Genomic DNA, 18,702 nt, shown 5'->3' on the forward strand with positions numbered 1-18,702 from the left:
CTAGCTGGTCACTTCTGGCGCGCAGTGCTTGCAAGGCAGAATAGCCCTGTGAGTACTGCGCGCACGATCGTTGGGGGATGGGTTGATCGCAAGGATCATCCGCGCGGCCCCAATGGGCGTGGACTGTGCCGCTGGTGCAATCTTGAGGTGCCGAAGCGGCGCTTCACGTTCTGTAGCGATTTCTGCGTTCACGAGTGGAAGCTGCGGTCGCAGCCCGCTTATCTGAGGGATCATGTCTACAAGCGAGACAAGGGCCGATGCTGCGGCTGTGGGATCGACACCATGGCTGCGTTGCGCGCGTTGAAGCGTTCGCGTGGGGCCAAGCGGGAAGAGTTGATGCTGCACTGGGGCTTCAAGACCCGCATGCGCAAGAGCCTGTGGGATGCCGATCACATCGTGCCGGTGGTGGAAGGTGGCGGTGAGTGCGATCTGGCCAACATTCGAACGCTGTGTGTGCGTTGCCACCGTACGGTTACGGCTGCTCTCCGCGAGCGCATTCGTAAGGCGAAGGTTGCGGCGATGCTGGTAGCTGAGCGCGCGGCCTAAGCGTTGAGCGATCCTAAAAACTCTTCCAGAAGATTGCCAGCTACTGCTGCGCGATAGCGTGCGGTGGAGCGGATGTCATCGATGGGGGCGACTTCGCCTGCCAGTGCCTGTCTTGCTGCACGGAGTGCTGCGGGATCGTGTGGATTGCGGCCGAGCAGGGCAGCCTCTGTGGCGGGCAGACGGGATGGCCGGTCCCGCAGGCTTGCAGCGCCGAGTGCGATCTCTGTGAAGACTCCGTCTTCAATCTTCGCAACGGCGGCGAGCGCGATCTTCGCGATGGCCTGCGCGTTGCGTGTGCCGACCTTGCGGACCCAGTGCTTGTGCGTAGAGAAGCGGCGCGGCAGGCGGACGGCGAGAATCAACTCGTCGGGTGCGAGTGCGGTGCGCTTATAGCCAAGATGAAATGCAGCGTAAGGTATGGTGCGCGTGCCGCGGATGGAGATGAGTTCGAGTTCTGCATCGTAGGCGAGTAGTGCGGGCGGCGTATCAGCGGCGGGCGATGCGTTGGCGATATTGCCGCCGAGGGTGCCGCGGTTCTGGTTTGCGATCGAGCCCGTCCAGCTTGCGGTCTGTGACAGGAGAGGGAAGTCTGTTGCGATGATGTCGCTGCTTCGTATGTCGGTGAAGGTCGTGCCGGAACCGATGCGTAGCGTTGTCTCCTCGGCATCGTCGAGGAAGCGTAGTTCGGATAGCTTGTGCAGGCTGACGAAATTCTTCTGTGCGAGCCGGCCCGCGCCGAGCGCGACCATGAGTTCTGTGCCGCCTGCAATCGGCGCCCGCTGATCCGATGCGAGGACCGCCAGGACTTCTTCAAGGGAATCCGGCGCGATGATGTCGTACTCAGCGGCGTTCGATCTCATGTGGTCAGGCTCGTTGCAGGTACAAAATTGGCGGCTTCGCGCACGGCTTCGAAGATGCGCATGTAGCCTGTGCAGCGGCATAGATTGCCTGCGAGTCCTTCACGGATCTGCTCTTCGGTTGGGTGCGGATGTTTCTGAAGCAGGTGGTGCGTGGCGAGCATCATGCCTGGTGTGCAGATGCCGCACTGTGCGCCGCCCTGTTCCAGGAAGCACTGCTGGATGGGGCTGAGGCGACCGTCTGTGGCCATGCCTTCGACTGTGATCAATGTTGCACCGTCGGTCTGGATCACGGGTACGAGACAGCTGTTCACAAGCTCGCCATTCATAAGGACGGAGCATGAGCCGCATTCGCCTTCGCCGCAGCCTTCTTTCGCGCCAGTGAGCTTCAAATCTTCGCGTAGAACATCGAGCAGTCGCCGCATGGGTGGGACATCGAGGGGGTGGGTTTCGCCGTTGATCGTAAGAGTGATGGTGCTCATGCGGTCGCCTCGCTGAAGTACGGGCCGGCGATTGCGGGCTGAAGATCTTCGCTGCCACCATCGTGCGTACGTGTCATGCGCTCGAAGACGTCTTCGGGCAGGAGAGGGCATTGATTGAAGGCGATGCCGAGTGCGTCTTCGATGGCGTTGAGGATTGCGGGTGCGGGGCCGTCCATGGGGAGTTCGCCGATGCCTTTGGCCCCGAAGGCCCCGTGGATGCTGGGGATTTCTTCAAAGAGCACGTGGATGTTCGGCAGGTCCGCGCTGGTGGGCATGATGTAGTTCGTCATCTGATTGTTCTTGAGAGCGCCGTCGCGCCACTCACATTTTTCGTAGATGGCATAGCCGATGCCCTGCGCGACGCCACCCTCGATCTGACCTGCGGCGAGCACCGGATGCAGCACCTTGCCGACCTCCTGCATGGCCCAGAAGTTCGTGCAGGTGGCTTGATAGGTGCGGGTATCGACGGCTACTTCGGCTACGTAGATCGCCCATCCGAATGCTGGGTAGGCTTCGCCTTTGTACTTGTCGTCGTCCCAGAAGATGTCGCCGGGTGACTGGTAACGCGCTTCTGCTTCGAGCGTTCCATGCTCGTTGCGGTGATGCAGAGCAGCCGCGCAAAACTCCTGCGGTGTGTAGTGCTCACGCAAGTTGTTCGGAGCGGTACGGAGGGTTGCGAGGAGATTGGCGCAGGCATTCTCGACGAGCTTGCCGACGATCATCGCCGTGCGTGAGGCGACGGTGGGGCCGCTGTTGGGAACGCGATGCGTGTCCGGTTGGGCGATCAGCACCTGCTCATACGGGATGTTGAGCGATTGCGCCGCGACCTGGCAGAGGATGGTGTTGGTGCCCTGACCGAATTCTGTGGAAGAGACGAGCAGGACGACGCGGCCCTCGTGATCAACTTCGAGTTTTACCAGTGAGTTCAAGCGGCGTTCGCCACTGCCGGTGAAGCCTGCACCGTGGAAGAAGCTGGCGAAGCCCATGCCGCGCTTGATCGGCGAGGTCTTGTTCTCGGTGGCGAAGCGTGCCTGCTTTGCGTGGAAGTCTGCGGCGGTCAGCGTCTTCGTCAGCATTGCGTCGAGATCGATAGGATCCTTCACTACCTGGCAGGTTGCGGTCTGGTCGCCGGTGTGCAGGAAGTTACGGCGGCGCAGCTCTTCCGGGGTGATGCCGACGACCTTTGCGATCTTGTCCATGTGGCGTTCGAGTGCGAAGAGCGACTGCGGTGCGCCGAAGCCGCGGAAGGCGCCGTGTGGCGGGACGTTGGTCGCCATGGCCTTAGCGCGAACGCGCACGGCAGGCCAGTGGTAACAGCCTGCGGCGTGGATGGTGCCGCGTGAGAGAACGACGGGCGACAGCGTCATGTAGGCGCCACCATCGATGGCGAAGTCGATCTCGCAGCCGAGGAGTCTGCCGTCTTTGCTGACTGCGGTGCGGTGACGAGTGCGCGATGGATGGCGCTTAGTGGTTGCGGCCATGTCTTCGCCGCGGTCGTAGACGATCTTCACTGGCCGACCGGCTTTCTTTGCCAGTAGAGCGGCGTGTGTCCCGATGACGGATGGGAAGTCTTCCTTACCGCCGAAGGCACCGCCGGTCTCGGTCTGGATGACGCGGCACTTGTCTGCGGGCAGGTCGAAGGCGAGCATCAAGGCGTGGTGCAGGTAGTACGGGCACTGCATGCTGCCGTGGACGGTGATGCCGTCGGTGTCGCTCCACTCGGCGATGCAGCCGTTGTTTTCGATGTAGAGCTGTTCCTGCGCGCCGGTGCGGTACTCGGCTTCGACGATGTAGTCTGCGGCGGCGAAGGCAGCATCGACGTCGCCCTTCTCCATGAGGTAGCTCTTGAAGGTGTTGTCGTCGCCCCAGATGATTGTCTTCTGCGCTTCGCTCTCTTCAATGGTGAAGACCGCGGGCATCGCCTCGTAGTCGATCTGGATGGAGGCGATGGCGTGATGGAGCACGGCTTTGTTTGCGTGCGCGATCAGGAGGATGGGCTCTTCGGGGTGGTTGACGAAGCCGTCGGCGAGGCAGGGGTGATCTTCGGCGAGATGCACGATGGTGTTCTTGCCGGGGATGTCTCTTGCGGTGACGATGACGAACTCACTCCAGTCGATGGTGGGGCTGAAGATGATGTTCGTGATGCGGCCGCGTGCGATGGTGCTGCGGACGGTGGCGCCGTGCAGCATGTCGGGCAGCACGAGGTCGTCGATGTACTGCGCGCGGCCCAGCACCTTGCCCATGCCCTCTTTGCGCACCACGTTCCTGCCGACGGGGGTGGTGGAGTTGGCGGAGAGTTCTGGTGCAGGGAACATGGCGCTTGCCCTTGGGTGAAAAGTTGTCCAAGCATAGCAAAGCGCGCGTGACTATGCAGTCACGCGCGCTTTGATGTTTGCAACGAGTTAGAAGTGGCGCAGGGTGCGCGGGGTGTCTGTGGGACGCTCTGCGGCACGATCGATCGGGACGGCACGGTCGGCTGTGCGTTCGATGGAGCGGGCTACCAGGTCGCGCGAGCCGAGGCCGATCGCCAGCGCAAGTGCGAGCACGATGCCGCCGAAGAGGATGCCGAAGCCGAGTTCGACGATGAGGCCGCCGATCTGCAGGTGGTCCAGCATCATGGCGCCCGTGAAGACGAGCACCAGCCACTTGACGCCGAGGGAGAGCGGCCGTGCGTAGGTAAGCTTTGCATTCACTGCGCTGATGAGCACCGAGCGCGAGAGGTAACGGGCCAGGATGGTGCCAGCGATCAGAATGATGAGTGCGCCGACCGAGTGTGCGAGGTATGGCAGCAGGAAGGGGGCGAGATCGCTGGTGCCTGCGGCGTCATAGGCAGAGATGCCGATGGCGAGGCCGAGCAGGACGCAGCCCCAGAAGACGATACGGCTGACGAGCAGCGTTGGGCTGTGCGCGGGTGCCCAGTCGGTGACACCGGCCGAGTTGTCGCGCGCAACACGTTCGTCGAACTTCATGCGGACCAGCACAGCGCGGATACCCCACGACAGGCCGGCACCGAGAAGGGTGAGCAGAGCGACCGCGACGACGAGTGCAAGCAGGCCGGGAAGGAACACGGCGAGCTTGGTCAGCACGCGGCTGAACGAATCTGAAAGAGCGTAATGAACTTGCGAAAACATGATGCGGGTCTCCTGTCCGGTGCGGTCGTGCCCAATAGGACGAAAGCTCTACGGGTTGAAACGGTCTGGCCAACGCCAGCGTGAAACCAGGTAAGGTTTATCCGCCTCAAAGGCTCGCGCGAGCGTGTCGAGAGACGATCCGTTCGCACCAGCGATGATATGTGACGCGACCCACGCCAGGTACAACGGCGTCAGCGAGCCCATCAGGTGGCCGCGATTGATTGTCCGCAGGCGATGCGCCAGGACGAAGTCATAGACGATGCGAACCCAAAGGGCGTCGGGCATTGCAAACTCTTCTGCAGATGCGCGTGAGAGCCGCTTCAGTCCCAAAAGGGTCTGCGGCGGCAGTACGAGCGACCAGATCTCATGCAGGTTGCCATAGGCGATACGGAAGCCTTCGACGAGTTCTGTGATCTCTTCCGGTCCGACGGGATCGGCGGTGCGAGTCTGAGACGGCACCGCTTCGATTTCCAGCAGTGGTAGCGACGGACGCGTGCGTTGCCAGAACGATGCCTTCGCTTCGATATCGGAAAACACCGAGGAAGCGACAGTGTTCAGCAGCGAGGACAGATCTCCGCCGGTGGGATGTGGGAGGTCACGTACGCCTGCGCTTACCTCCGCCACAGTGAAGCCGGCGGTCGCGGCTTCGGCTGCCGGCCAGACCAGTGCTTCAGGCTGTCCGGCGGCTGTGCACTTCTGTGCCGCTGCGGCCATGCGTTCCGCCATGCGGCTCGACATTGCCAGATCGAGCGCAAGCGGGAAGGTCGCCTTTACCTGGAAGATTGCCCGCGTCAAGGGGTAGAGCATCGAGGCGTTGACCAGGCCCTCGTATGGCGTGATGTCATAGCAGGCAAGTCCGAGGTCAGCGCCGCGGTCACAGACGGCCTCCACCATGCCGCGGATGGCAGGTGCCTGCAGTGATTGTGCTTCCGCTCCGAGCAGAATGCCGCACGCACTTTCGTGCGCACGCATGATCTCGTAAAGGCTTAGATAGCTGGTCGCGGTCTGCACCGCGAGCTGATGCATCTTCGACGAGGGAAGATAAGGCTGTAGCAGCAAGCCATCGTGCTGCCAGGATTGTGCTTGAGGATCGGAGGCCGGGTACGCGATCAGCGTGCGCGATGCCCGGTCACCCAGAGCTTGTTGAAGAGTTAGCAGCAGAGGAGATAAAACGTTCTCTGGCGCGTCCTCGTACCAAGGACCGAGACATACAACGATATCCATCGCCGCGGCCGTATTGGCCGAGCGCTCTTCGTTGCGCGTCTCCATCTCTGCGGTTACGCCTGTGCCGGCTGTGCTCATGCTTCGTCTCCAACCGTACGGAGCAGGTCCAGGATGCCGGTAAGCGGGATCGCAATCCAGTCTGGACGGTTGTTCACTTCGTACACGATCTCATAGAGTGCCTTCTCCAACAGGAAGGCACGTAGCAATTGCTTTGCGACTGTCTGCTCACCCGACGGTATACCTTCCGATCCCTGATGGTAGCCCTGGAGGAAGGCGTCAGTCGCTGCGCGTTCCCAGGCGGTGCGTTCTTCGGAGCTTGTTGTTCCAAAGCCTGCTGCACCCGCGTACGAGAACGATCGCATCATGCCGGCGACGTCGCGCCAGGGTGATTGTTTTGCTCGCCGCTCCTCCAGCGAACGCGCCGGTTCGCCTTCAAAGTCCAGCAGAACGAAATCATCCTTGGTGCGCAAGACCTGACCCAGGTGGTAGTCGCCGTGGATACGGATGCGGATGCCAGCCTGTGCTCCGGCAATGCGCCGCAGCGCATCGGCTACCGCGAGCATCTCCGTACGTTTGCTGAGGAGGGTCGCTGCCGGTCCCAGCAGATCGTCCGGCAGTGCTGCGAACCGGTTCTTGATGGCGTTCACGGCAACCGCAATCTGCGCTTCCAGGCGTACAGCGTCGCGGTCCAGGGAAGATGCGTCCGTGCCGTCGCAAGCGAAGGCAGGGTTGGTTGTTGCGGTCGCCAAGGCGACGTGCATTTCACCGGTGCGTTTGCCCAGGAGATTCGCTGCTTCGGCGTAGTTGGTCGGTTCGCCCGTCTTGGTCGATTGAATCTGAGCGAGCGTCCACTCCCATCCATCGCCGTCGTTCGGCACCAGGCCCTGGAGGAGGCCGATGGTCGTCGCCTCCGTGCTGTCCTTTGCGGTGTAGACCAATTGGCCAGCGAAGGGGGCGATGTGTTCGAAGTTGGCGACCTCGGTCAGGAAGCGACCGATCTCCGCATCGGGGTTCTCACCCGTTTGCAGGCGGCGGAAGATCTTGAGGATCAGCTTGCCGTCGTAGAGCAAAGAGGTGTTGCTCTGTTCTGCAGAGCTGCGGCGCGAAGGGATCTCGCCTTCTCCGCGCAGTTCGGCAAAGGCAGAGCTTGCCTCGCCGCGCAGAATGCCATCGCAACGGGTGGTCTTCTGGTGACCGCGTTCGATCATCTCCAGCAGTGCGTCGCGTATCTCTGGAATGACCAGTGCGTCGACCAGTGCACCCGCAGATTGTGCGCCCATCTGCATGCCCGCGATGATGCTATGCGGAGCTTCCAGAAGCAGGTCTTCGGCGTGCTCGCCCGTAATCGCGGCAACCGGGACGGAGTAAACGTCGCTCTCGCCTTCGGTATAGTCAATGCGCAGCAGTAGTATGGCTGCGTCCATGTCGTCGATGGGAACCACGTCAGTGATGCAGACGTTTTTCACCGTGCGCGACTTCGCACCGAACCAGCGCTGCGCCTGGAGGTACTTCGGAAGAAAGGTCTCCTGCAGCAGTTCTGCGCCTGCACCTGTAACGGCACCGATGAGATCGCCCGCAGGCAGGACGAGAGCCGCGTCCTTGATCTCAGGCGGTGCAGCCTCCATGTCGATCTCAGGGGCTGGTTGCATTTCGAGCCAGAGGAAGCCGTATGGAGCGAGAGTGAGCGCGTAGGGGCTTGCATCCACCTTCGGAAATGGAACGTAGCCCAGCATTTCTACCGGCACCATGCCGGCGAAGCGGCTCAGGTCCAGAGTGACCGGCTGGGCAAAGCGTGACAAATTGGCGACGCAGACGACACGCTCGGATTCGTACTCGCGGACGTACGCGAGGATCTTGCGATTCTCCGGCTTGAGGAACTCCTGCGTGCCGCGGCCGAAGACCTGGAAGAGCTTACGCAAAGCGATCATGTTGCGTGTCCAGTGCAGCAGCGACGAGGTGTCGCTCTCCTGCGCTTCGACGTTGATCGCTTCGTAACCCCAGATGGGATCCATGATGACCGGCGAGTACAACATCGCGGGCACCGCACGGCTGAAGCCGGCGTTGCGATCGCTGTTCCACTGCATGGGCGTGCGTACACCGTTGCGATCGCCCAGGTAGATGTTGTCGCCCATGCCGATCTCATCGCCGTAGTAGAGAATCGGCGTGCCCGGGAAAGAGAGCAGCAGAGAGTTCAGCAGTTCGATACGACGACGGTTGTTATCAACGAGTGGCGCGAGTCTGCGGCGGATGCCCACGTTGATGCGCATACGCGGATCGGCCGAATAGGCGAGATACATGTAGTCGCGCTCTTCGTCGTTCACCATTTCGAGGGTTAGCTCGTCATGATTGCGCAGGAAGAGACCCCACTGGCAGCCTTCCGGGACGGGTGGCGTGCGCGCCATGATTTCCGTGATGGGCAGACGGTCTTCCTGCCGCAACGCCATGTAAATTCGCGGCATGAGCGGGAAGTGGAAGGCCATGTGGCACTCGTCACCGTCGCCGAAGTATGGAAGCACGTCTTCCGGCCACATGTTGGCTTCTGCCAAAACCAGACGGTTTTCGTATTCCGCATCGATGGCGGCGCGGATCTGCTTGATCTTGACGTGCGTTTCGGGCACGTTTTCGCAACTGGTGCCGTCACGCTCGATGAGGTATGGGATGGCGTCCAGGCGGAGTCCATCGACGCCCATATCCATCCAGAAGCGCATGGCGTTCAGCACTTCTTCCATGACGCGCGGATTGTCGAAGTTTAGATCCGGCTGGTGCGAGAAGAAGCGGTGCCAGTAGTACTGCTGCGCAACCGGGTCCCAAGTCCAATTGGACTTTTCCGTATCGGTGAAGATGATGCGGACCCCGTCATACAGCTTGTCGGTGTCGCTCCAAACGTACATCTCGCGCTCGGGCGAGCCCTTCGGCGAATTGCGCGCCGCCTGGAACCAGGGATGCTGGTCGCTGGTGTGATTGATGACCAGCTCTATCAGCACCTGCATGCCGCGCTGGTGCGCAGCGGCCAGGAACGCTTTGAAGTCGTCAATGTCGCCGTAGGCTGGATTGACGCTCAGGTAGTCGCTGATGTCATAGCCGTCATCACGCTGCGGCGACGGGAAGAATGGCAAAAGCCAGATGCAGGTGACGCCTAACTCCTGCAGGTAGTCGAGCTTCCCCAACAGACCGGGGAAGTCACCGATGCCGTCGTTATTGCCGTCAGCAAATGCCTTGACGTGCAACTCATAGATAACCGCGTCTTTGTACCACAAGGGATCTGTGGCGCTACCTGGCTTCTTCCGTTTCGGACGTGTAATGGCTGCGCTCAATCTTCCGTGCTCTCCCCGGCGGTCATTTCGGAGAGATGCTTCGGATGCAGTACGAGGATGTGTGCAGGTGCCTTTTCAGGGTCGAGCGCGACGTAATTATTTGACCCGTGCCACTGGTAGACTTCGCCCGAGAGCAGATCGACCGCCTCGTATGCTCCGGCGATCGGCAGATCCAGCGAGACAAGATCCAGATCCGTCCAACCTGTTTGCAGATTGTGCGGGTCGAGGTTGACGACCATCAGGACCACATCGTCGCCCAGGCGCTTACTGTACGCGATCAGGTGGTCGTTCGAGATGTTGTGGAAGCGAAGCGTGTTGTCGCGCTGAAGAGCCGGATGTGTCTTTCGAATCTGGTTCAACTGTGTCAGCAGCGGCGCCAGGCTCTGCGGATCGTCGCGATTCCAAGAGCGGAGCTCGTACTTTTCGCTGTTCAGATATTCTTCGCTGCCGGGCTTCGCGGGCTCGTGCTCGCAGAGTTCGAAGGCTGGGCCGTAGACGCCCCAGCTTGCTCCCAGCGTTGCCGCGAGGATAGCGCGTTGCGCGAAGCCAGGGCGACCGCCGGTCTGCAGGAACTCCGGCAGAATGTCCGGGGTGTTGGGCCACAGGTTGCCGCGGAAGAACTCGTTAACCGGAGCGGTGGTGATCTCCGTCATGTACTCCGTGAGTTCTCGCTTCTCGGTGCGCCAGCTGAAATAGGTGTAGCTCTGCGTGTAGCCCATCTTCGCCAGGCCGTACATGACGTGGGGGCGGGTAAAGGCTTCGGCGAGGAAGATGACCTCGGGGTGTTCCTTGCGGACCTCCGCAATGCACCACTCCCAGAAGGGCAGTGCCTTGGTGTGCGGGTTGTCGACGCGAAAGACCTTGACGCCGCGGTCGATCCAGAAGGCGAAGACGGAATACAGTTCCTGCCAGAGTGCTCGCCAGTCGGACGACTCGAAGTTGATCGGGTAGATGTCCTGATACTTCTTTGGCGGATTTTCTGCGTACTGGATCGATCCGTCGGGCCGAATGCGGAACCAGTCGGGGTGTTCCTTAACCCAGGGATGCTCCGGCGCGCATTGGAAGGCGATGTCGAGCGCGATCTCGAGACCGTTGGCGCTTGCGGTTTCCAGGAGTGCGGCGAAATCAGTGAACGTGCCCAGTTCCCGGAGGATCGCTTTGTGCCCACCATCGGATCCACCGATGGCCCACGGGCTGCCTACATCGCCCGGTTCCGCCTTGACGGAGTTGTTCTTGCCCTTTCGGTACGCGGTGCCGATGGGATGGATGGGCGGCAGGTAGACGATGTCAAAGCCCATCGCTGCGACTTCCGGCAAGCGGTTTGCGACGTCGCGCAGTGTGCCGTGAACTCCGGGCTGGCCTGCCGAGCGCGGGAAGAATTCGTACCAGGCCGAGAAGCGCGCGCGTTCCCGATCGACCCATAGCGGCAGCTCACGGTCGTAGGTCGCGGCGAAACTCAGGTCGGGGTACTCGAGGCACAGACGAATGCAATCGTCGCTGAGTGGGAAGTCGTAGTACGGCGAGTTCTTTTCAGCCATGTACCGCAGCGTGCTGGCTGTGCCCTTTAATGTGCGTGCTTCCGCGTCGCGAGCGCGTGCCGAGGCCTGGTCAAGCAGGATGGCACCTGAGCGCAGGGCGAGGGCGACGTCGCCTTGTGGGCGGGCGTTCGTGCCGTAGTTGCTGCCGGGCTGCTTGCCGGGAAGTTGCTGCGCGGCGACGGTGTTCTGATCGACCGCGTTGACGCCTTCGTTTTGTTCGGGGCCGCCGGGCTGCGAGGCGTCCACGGCGTCCACGATGCCAGGAACCTCCTGCGCGTCGATGCGCTTGTGGAGGTCATGCACCCATGTTCCGAAGTGGTCGACCCAGGCCTGCACGGTGTAGACCCATGCGCCGAGGGCGTCGGCGGTGAACTCCGCTTCCCACATGTCGTTTCCGAGTTCGCGGAAGGGAGCGTAGCGCCACGTGCGTTCTTCAGCGCGCTTGTACATCAAGCGACCGGCAACGTGGTCATGGCCATCGGAGTACATCGCCGCCGTCACCCGAACGCGATCTCCAAGGATGCGTTTGGCTGCGTGGCGACCGCAATCGATCTCCGGTTTCACATCTTCGATTACTACGCGGCTACGACCGTCGCTCGGCTTCAAACGAATCTCCTTCGCGCTTGTCCATCACGTCCGCGTGACTTTGGCGCGCATCCAAGCCGGTATGAACCTGAGCGACACAACGCACAATAGCAGGACTGTAAAACGACTACGGACGAACGCAGTCCTACAGATGCGCGATAGACCGGCGGCGTTTGCCCAGCGGGCGATGGGCCTGTCGGGCCGGTGCATTCAGTGAATCAGCGTCCCGATGAAGCACCCGCGATTGACTCTGCTGTGACACCTCCGTTACACGGCGCACGTATTGAAGACTATGCCCTGATCGGCGATTGCGAAACTGCGGCACTGGTGTGTAAGGACGGTTCCGTAGATTGGCTGTGCTGGCCCAACTTCTCCTCTGGCGCGTGTTTCGCTGCGCTGCTGGGCACGGCGGACAATGGCTATTTCAAGATTAAGCCTGCTGCTGATGAGACGATTACCGGCGAGGACTGGCGCTACAAGCCGCATACGCTCATCGTTGAAAAGCAGTGGGTTACGCAGAATGGTGAGGTTCTGGTCTCAGACTTCATGCCTCCTCGCGGTAATCACTCCGACGTGGTGCGGATTGTGCGTGGCATCCGTGGCACTGTGAAGATGCGCATGGATCTTGTGTTGCGCTTCGATTACGGCCGGACGATTCCCTGGGTGCAACGCGTCGACCATCACATGCGTGCGATTGCGGGGCCGGAACTGGTCGTGTTGCGCACGGAGGTTCCGCTGCGGGGCGAGGACCTTAGTACTGTCAGCGACTTTGACGTGCGAGAGGGTGAGAGCGTCTGCTTTGTGCTTTCGTATGGGTTGTCGACTGAGGATGATCCTGCCAACTTCGACGCATACGATGCCTACGCGGAGACGGAGAAGTTCTGGCTCGATTGGACTGACCAGCGCGAGTACCGCGGTGAATATGACGAGTGCGTTGAGCGTTCGCTGATCACGTTGAAGGCGTTGACTTATCGGCCCACCGGCGGCCTGGTTGCGGCACCGACTACGTCGCTGCCCGAGCTGATTGGCGGCGAGCGCAACTGGGACTACCGGTTCTGCTGGCTGCGCGATACGGCGTTTACGCTGCTGGTGCTGCTTCACGAAGGATTTACAGAAGAGGCTCTCGCGTGGCGTGGCTGGTTGTTGCGTGCGATCGCAGGATCTGCGCAGCAGATCCAGTCGCTGTACGGTATCAGCGGTGAGCGGCAGCTGACTGAGTGGACTGCGGACTGGTTACGTGGGTACGAAGACTCCAAGCCTGTGAACATCGGTAACAAGGCCGCAAATCAGGTGCAACTCGACGTCTATGGCGAGGTGATCGCTGCGCTGTCGCGTGTGCCTGTGGGCGACGACGATATGTGGACGCCGGCGATCCGTTCGATGGTGACGAACATGCTGGATCATCTCGCCGACATATGGGAGCGGCCAGACTCCGGTATCTGGGAGACTCGTGGACCGGAGCAGCACTTTGTTCACTCGAAGATGATGGCGTGGGTTGCGTTTCAAAGCGCCATCAAGGCATATGAGGCCAAGGACCATGGTGATGAAGATGCCGAAACCCGCCAGCGTTTCGACGCCTGGCGGAAGGTGCGCGATCAGATCCATGGGGATGTGTGTGACAAGGGATTCGATAAGGAACTTAACAGTTTCGTGCAGGCTTATGGTTCGAAGTCGGTGGATGCGGCGCTGCTGCGTATTCCTCTTGTCGGATTTCTTCCTGCGAGCGATCCTCGCGTGCAGGGAACCGTGGCTGCGATTGAACAACGTTTGATGAAGAACGGCCTGCTGCTGCGCTACGATACCGCTGACGGATCGGATGGTCTTCCGCCGGGCGAGGGCGCATTCCTGGCGTGTTCGTTCTGGCTGGTGGGAGTTCAGTACCTCAGTGGTCGCGTTGAGGAAGCGCATGCACTCTACAAGAGGTTGATCGCGCTGCGAAACCCTCTGGGTCTGATCGCAGAGGAGTACGACACGGTGGGCAAACGTCAGGTGGGTAATTTCCCGCAGGCTTTTACCCACCTGACGATGGCACACGCAGCGGTCATTTTAAGCGGTGGAACGGGCCCGTGGAGCGAGGTCGCGAGCACAAATCAGAACAGCTAAACGTGCGGCGCAGAGTGGCACGTAACGAGAGAATGCAAGGGCGCAGATGCCGGCGGGCGAACAACCCACCCGTAGGGCCTCGCACCTAAGCGAGAGATACCGCAGTTTCCCGTGACACACTTCGCTGCTGTTGCAGCGCCATGTGTTGCGGGTTTGCGCATGAGAGAGATTATGCAACGGACTCCGCTTTCCACATATCGACTTCAGCTGCACGCAGGGTTCACCTTCGCGCAGGCCGGTGCCATAGCGGATTACATCCGTGACCTTGGCGTGTCGCATGTCTACAGTTCGCCTTATCTGCAGGCGGGCAAAGGTTCCATGCATGGCTATGACGTGGTGGATCACCACCGCGTGAATACTGAATTGGGTGGCGAGGCTGGCCATTCCGAGTTCTCCAAGCGACTGGGCGAGTTGCGCATGGGGCAGGTGCTGGATATTGTGCCGAACCACATGTCGGTCGATCGCCAGAACCGCATGTGGTGGGACGTGCTGGAGAATGGGCCGTCCAGCCGCTTCGCGACCTTCTTTGACATCGACTGGAATTCTGCGGAAGAGAAGCTGAGGGACAAGGTACTGATGCCGGTGCTCGGCGATCAGTACGGTCGCATCCTTTCGAATGGCGACATCAAGATCGTCCGCGAGGGCACAGGCTTCCTGGTGCAGTACGGCGAGCAGGCGTTCCCTGTCGCTCCTCGTTCCTTGTCCACGCTGCTGTCGCGTGCTGCGGAGATGGCGCCGTCGGATACGTTGAACTTCCTCGCGGTGTCGTTTGCGAGACTGCCTGCGCCTGACTCTACCGAGCGCAGTGTGCAGCTTGGGCGGCATCGTGACAAGCAGGTGTTGCTTGGCCTGCTGACACGTCTTTGTGGGGAAGAAGAGGCTGTTTGCCGGTCGATCGATGCGGCACTCGACGAACTGAACGGCAACATCGACGCGTTGGACGAATTTCTGAATGCGCAGAACTTCCGGCTTGCGTTCTGGCGAACGTCGGACCAGGAACTGGGCTATCGCCGCTTCTTCGATGTGAATTCCCTGATCGGCCTGAGGATGGAGCGCGAGTACGTCTTTGAAGAGACGCATGAGTTGATTCTGTACTGGCTGGATAAGGGCGTGCTCGACGGCGTGCGTATCGATCACCCGGACGGCTTGCGCGATCCTAAGCAGTACCTGGATCGTCTGCGCGCACGCGCGCCGCATGCATGGATCGTGGCGGAGAAGATCCTGGAGCCCGGTGAGTGGCTGCGGTCTGACTGGCCTGTTCAAGGCACCAGCGGCTATGACTACATGAACCAGTGCAATGCGCTGCTGGTTCATCCGGATGGCATGCGTAAGTTGACCGCGATCTACAGCGAGTTTGCGCGTGACAGTGACAGCTTCCACGACATCGCGTTTGAGAAGAAGACGAAGATCAGCAAGGAGACGCTGGCCAGCGATGTGAACCGGCTGGCGAGCCTGTTTGTGGCGATCTGCGAGTCGAATCGCAACAGCCGCGATTACACGCGCGCACAGATCCGCCGTGCCATTCGTAATGTTGCGGCCTGTTTCGGGATCTACCGTACCTACGTTGTTCCAGCGACGCCGGTCAACGAAGAAGATGTCACCCATATCAACGAAGCGGTTGAAGAAGCGAAGCGTCGCAAGCCGGATATCGATGGTGGCCTGTTCGACTTTATGCAGGATGTGCTGACGCTGAAGGTAACCGGCGACAAGGAGTCTGAGTTCGTTGCGCGCTTCCAGCAGTTCACCTCGCCGGTGATGGCGAAGGGCGTAGAGGACACGGCCTTTTACTGCTTCAACCGTCTGACTTCGCTGAACGAAGTGGGTGGTGATCCGAGCCTGAACGGTATCGCCATCAGCGACTTCCATAGCTATAACGCTCACATTCAGGCCACGTTCCCGACGACGATGATTACGCTGTCGACGCATGACACGAAGCGCGGTGACGATGTGCGCGCTCGCCTTGCGGTGTTGAGCGAAGTGCCTGCTCGCTGGGCTGCTGTGTTGAAGCGTTGGTCGCGCATGAATGCGAAGTACCGCAGCGGTAAGTACCCGGATGCGAATACGGAGTACTTCCTGTATCAGACCTTGATTGGCGCATGGCCGATCGATCTGGAGCGGTTGCAGGCCTACATGCAGAAGGCGATGCGTGAATCGAAGCGCATCACGTCATGGCTCGACAATGACAAGGAATACGAAGACGCGTTGAACAGTTTCATGGAACGCATTCTGCAAGATGCCGCATTTACAGGGGAACTGCAGAGCTTCGTCGACCGCATCAATCGGGATGGACGGATCAACTCGTTGACGCAGACGCTGTTGAAGTGCACTTCGCCTGGCGTGCCAGATCTGTACCAGGGCGGCGAGCTGTGGGATCACTCGCTGGTGGATCCGGACAATCGCCGGCCAGTGGATTATGACCACCGCCGGTCCATGCTTGCGGAGTTGAGCAGCCGTAACTGGGCAGACGCTGCGAAGTATGCGGTTGAGCACTTCGAGGAGGGCTCGCCGAAGCTTTGGGTCATCACGCAGGCATTGAAGCTGCGTTTGGAACGGCCGACCTCCTTCGATGCGAGCGGCACTTACACGCCCATCGAAGTACAGGGACCGAAGGCTGATCACGTGATCGCCTATCAGCGGTCGGGCGATGTGATTGCGATTGCACCGCGATTCCCGCACCTGTTGACCGACAACTGGAGTGGTACATCAGTGCAGTTGCCCGCAGGCCGGTGGACGGATCGCCTGAGCGGTCAAGTGCATGAAGGCGGAGCATCGATTCGCATCAGCACGCTGCTGGATGAGTTTCCAGTGGCGCTGCTTGTGAAGGACAGCGATAAGACAGTGGGACAGGATACGCGCCGGACAGAACCGCAGCAGGTAGTCGCCTAACAGCGACCAATCTGCGGGGCGTAAAACGAAACGGCAGTGATCGGAAAGCGGCCAATAGAGCTGCGATGGAAAGGATGGGAACGGATGCATCATTTTTCGGTGTGGGCACCACAGCGCAAGAAGGTTTCGGTACAGGTTGATGGCACGGAGTATCCGATGGCCGGGCCATCCGAACGTGGTTTCTGGAAGGCCGATGTCGAAGCTGCAGTGCATGGTAGCGACTACGGATTTCTACTGGATGACGACCCAAAGCCCTACCCGGATCCGCGGTCGTTCTGGCAGCCGAAGGACGTCCATTCCCATTCACGCGTGCTGGATCACGGTAAGTTCGCGTGGACAGATGAGAAGTTCCGGCCTAGCCCTCTGCCCTCAGCGATCATCTACGAGATGCACCTGGGAACGTTTACAGAGGGTGGCACATTCGACAGCGCCATCGAGAAGCTGGACTACCTGTATGACCTGGGCATTACCCATATTGAGTTGCTGCCCGTTGCATCGTACGAGGGCAGTTTCTCATGGGGTTACGACGGTGTTTCGCCTTATGCGCCGGACGAGTCTTATGGCGGCCCGGAGGCCGTCAAGCGCTTTGTGAACGCCTGCCATGAAAAGGGCCTGGGCGTGATTCTGGATGTGGTTTATAACCACTTCGGACCTGCGGGTAATTACACGCAAATGTTTGGACCGTACTTCACGGAGCGGCACCATACGCCGTGGGGCGCGGCCATTAATTTTGAAGAGGGCGGCAGCGACCAGGTACGCCGCTACTTCATCGACAACGCGCTGATGTGGCTGCGCGAGTACCACTTCGACGGTCTGCGCCTTGATGCAGTGCATGAGCTTATCGATCGCAGCGCCATGCATTTTCTGGAGCAACTTTCGCTGGAGGTTGAAGACCTGTCTGCGGCGCTTGGACGGGAGCTCTTCCTGATCGGCGAGACAGATCTGAATGATCCGAAGTTTGTCACGCCGCGCGAGGCAAATGGATTTGGCCTGGATGCACAGTGGAGTGATGACTTCCACCACGCATTGTTCACGCTGATTCATCACGAACAGAGCGGCTACTACCAGGACTTCGGCACAGTTGATCAGCTGGCAACCACGTTGAAACAGGTGTTCCTGTATGACGGTCGGTACTCGCGTTTCCGCCAGCATAATCATGGGCGGCAGGTGCAGAAGATCAGCTATCACCGCTTTCTGGGGTACATCCAGAACCACGATCAGATTGGCAATCGCGCCAAGGGTGAACGACTGGAGCACCTGGTTGGTATGCAGAAGGCGAAGCTGGCTGCGGCGGTCGTGATGACGGCGCCGTTCCTGCCCATGATCTTTATGGGAGAGGAGTGGGCGGCAGCGACACCGTGGATGTACTTCGCGGACTTCCAGGATGAGGACTTGCGCAAGAACGTTCGCGACGGTCGCAAGCGCGACTTCCAGCACTTTGGTTGGAGCGAGGACGTGCCCAATCCTGAGGATCCCGCGACAGTGGAGGCTTCGAAGCTGAAGTGGAGCGAGCTTGAGGATCCCAAGCATGATGAGATGTTCCGGTGGTACCGGGATCTGATTCACCTACGTCGCCGGACGCTGGCGCTGAACCTTGGCGATTTCAGTCGCATGGTGGTGCACCACAGTGAAGAGGACCGTTGGATCTACACGGATCGCGGCAACATCCGGACGATGATCAATCTTTCGGAGAACGAGACGCCATTTGCCGTGGAACCGGGTTCGGAATTGCTGTTGAGCAGTGACGTTGCGCCCTCGCGGGAAGGCGATTGCGTGATGGTGCCGCCGCTCAGCGTTGCCATCTACCACTGGCCGCCGCAGCCACTGGATCAGGATCCTCCTGCATAGACGTGATCGGCCGCGCGGCGCTGCAACTGGCGCCGCGCGGTTTGAGGCCGTCGTAACGGTTACATCTGGAGAAATTGCCTGCCCGGAGAAACTTTCCGGGCATTTGTTCGTACCCTTGTGTAGGTTGATCTGCCGCCAGGCGGCAGCAATCCTCTGCGTGGTATTGGGCGCACACCTTGGGAGCATCG

11 protein-coding genes are annotated in these 18,702 nt (G+C 60.3%); 4 read left to right on the forward strand and 7 right to left on the reverse strand.

Annotation, left to right across the window (positions count from 1 at the left end):
- Positions 1-48 precede the first annotated feature (48 nt).
- On the forward strand, positions 49-546 hold the full coding sequence (locus TERRO_RS04135) for an HNH endonuclease (RefSeq protein ID WP_014784743.1): 498 nt from the start codon (positions 49-51) through the stop codon (positions 544-546).
- Here the strand turns inward: TERRO_RS04135 and TERRO_RS04140 are convergent.
- The 7 genes from TERRO_RS04140 to TERRO_RS04170 form a co-directional block, all read right to left on the reverse strand.
- Entirely contained in the window at positions 543-1,406 is an 864-nt protein-coding gene (locus tag TERRO_RS04140; RefSeq protein WP_014784744.1) for an FAD binding domain-containing protein, read from the reverse strand. The genes TERRO_RS04135 and TERRO_RS04140 overlap by 4 nt on opposite strands.
- Positions 1,403-1,885 (reverse strand): (2Fe-2S)-binding protein, encoded by a 483-nt coding sequence (locus TERRO_RS04145; protein ID WP_014784745.1) that lies wholly within the window; start codon positions 1,883-1,885, stop codon positions 1,403-1,405. Before TERRO_RS04145 ends, TERRO_RS04140 begins: the two co-directional genes overlap by 4 nt.
- Positions 1,882-4,200 (reverse strand): xanthine dehydrogenase family protein molybdopterin-binding subunit, encoded by a 2,319-nt coding sequence (locus TERRO_RS04150; RefSeq protein WP_014784746.1) that lies wholly within the window; start codon positions 4,198-4,200, stop codon positions 1,882-1,884. Before TERRO_RS04150 ends, TERRO_RS04145 begins: the two co-directional genes overlap by 4 nt.
- Positions 4,201-4,287: 87 nt before the next feature.
- Complete coding sequence (locus TERRO_RS04155) at positions 4,288-5,016, reverse strand: hypothetical protein (RefSeq protein WP_014784747.1); 729 nt, start codon at positions 5,014-5,016, stop codon at positions 4,288-4,290.
- Positions 5,017-5,064: 48 nt separating this feature from the next.
- Positions 5,065-6,318, reverse strand: a complete 1,254-nt coding sequence (locus TERRO_RS04160; RefSeq protein ID WP_014784748.1) for a hypothetical protein — start codon at positions 6,316-6,318, stop codon at positions 5,065-5,067.
- A complete protein-coding gene (gene treS, locus TERRO_RS04165; protein WP_014784749.1) occupies positions 6,315-9,554 on the reverse strand; it encodes a maltose alpha-D-glucosyltransferase in 3,240 nt (1,079 codons plus the stop codon). Before treS ends, TERRO_RS04160 begins: the two co-directional genes overlap by 4 nt.
- Positions 9,551-11,698: an alpha-1,4-glucan--maltose-1-phosphate maltosyltransferase gene (locus tag TERRO_RS04170; RefSeq protein WP_014784750.1), complete on the reverse strand. Its 2,148-nt coding sequence runs from the start codon at positions 11,696-11,698 to the stop codon at positions 9,551-9,553. Before TERRO_RS04170 ends, treS begins: the two co-directional genes overlap by 4 nt.
- Before the next feature lie 192 nt (positions 11,699-11,890).
- Between TERRO_RS04170 and TERRO_RS04175 the strand changes: the two genes are divergently transcribed.
- The 3 genes from TERRO_RS04175 to treZ all read left to right on the forward strand — a co-directional run bounded on the left by TERRO_RS04175 (position 11,891) and on the right by treZ (position 18,514).
- Positions 11,891-13,780 carry a glycoside hydrolase family 15 protein gene (locus TERRO_RS04175; RefSeq protein ID WP_014784751.1) on the forward strand — a complete coding sequence of 630 codons (1,890 nt, stop codon included), beginning with the start codon at positions 11,891-11,893 and terminating at the stop codon, positions 13,778-13,780.
- Between the two features lie 171 nt (positions 13,781-13,951).
- Complete coding sequence (treY, locus tag TERRO_RS04180; protein WP_014784752.1) at positions 13,952-16,666, forward strand: malto-oligosyltrehalose synthase; 2,715 nt, start codon at positions 13,952-13,954, stop codon at positions 16,664-16,666.
- An 84-nt stretch (positions 16,667-16,750) separates the two neighbouring features.
- Complete coding sequence (gene treZ, locus TERRO_RS04185; RefSeq protein WP_014784753.1) at positions 16,751-18,514, forward strand: malto-oligosyltrehalose trehalohydrolase; 1,764 nt, start codon at positions 16,751-16,753, stop codon at positions 18,512-18,514.
- Positions 18,515-18,702: the final 188 nt, after the last annotated feature.

The sequence above is a fragment of the Terriglobus roseus DSM 18391 genome, from assembly GCF_000265425.1.
GTDB lineage: Bacteria > Acidobacteriota > Terriglobia > Terriglobales > Acidobacteriaceae > Terriglobus > Terriglobus roseus.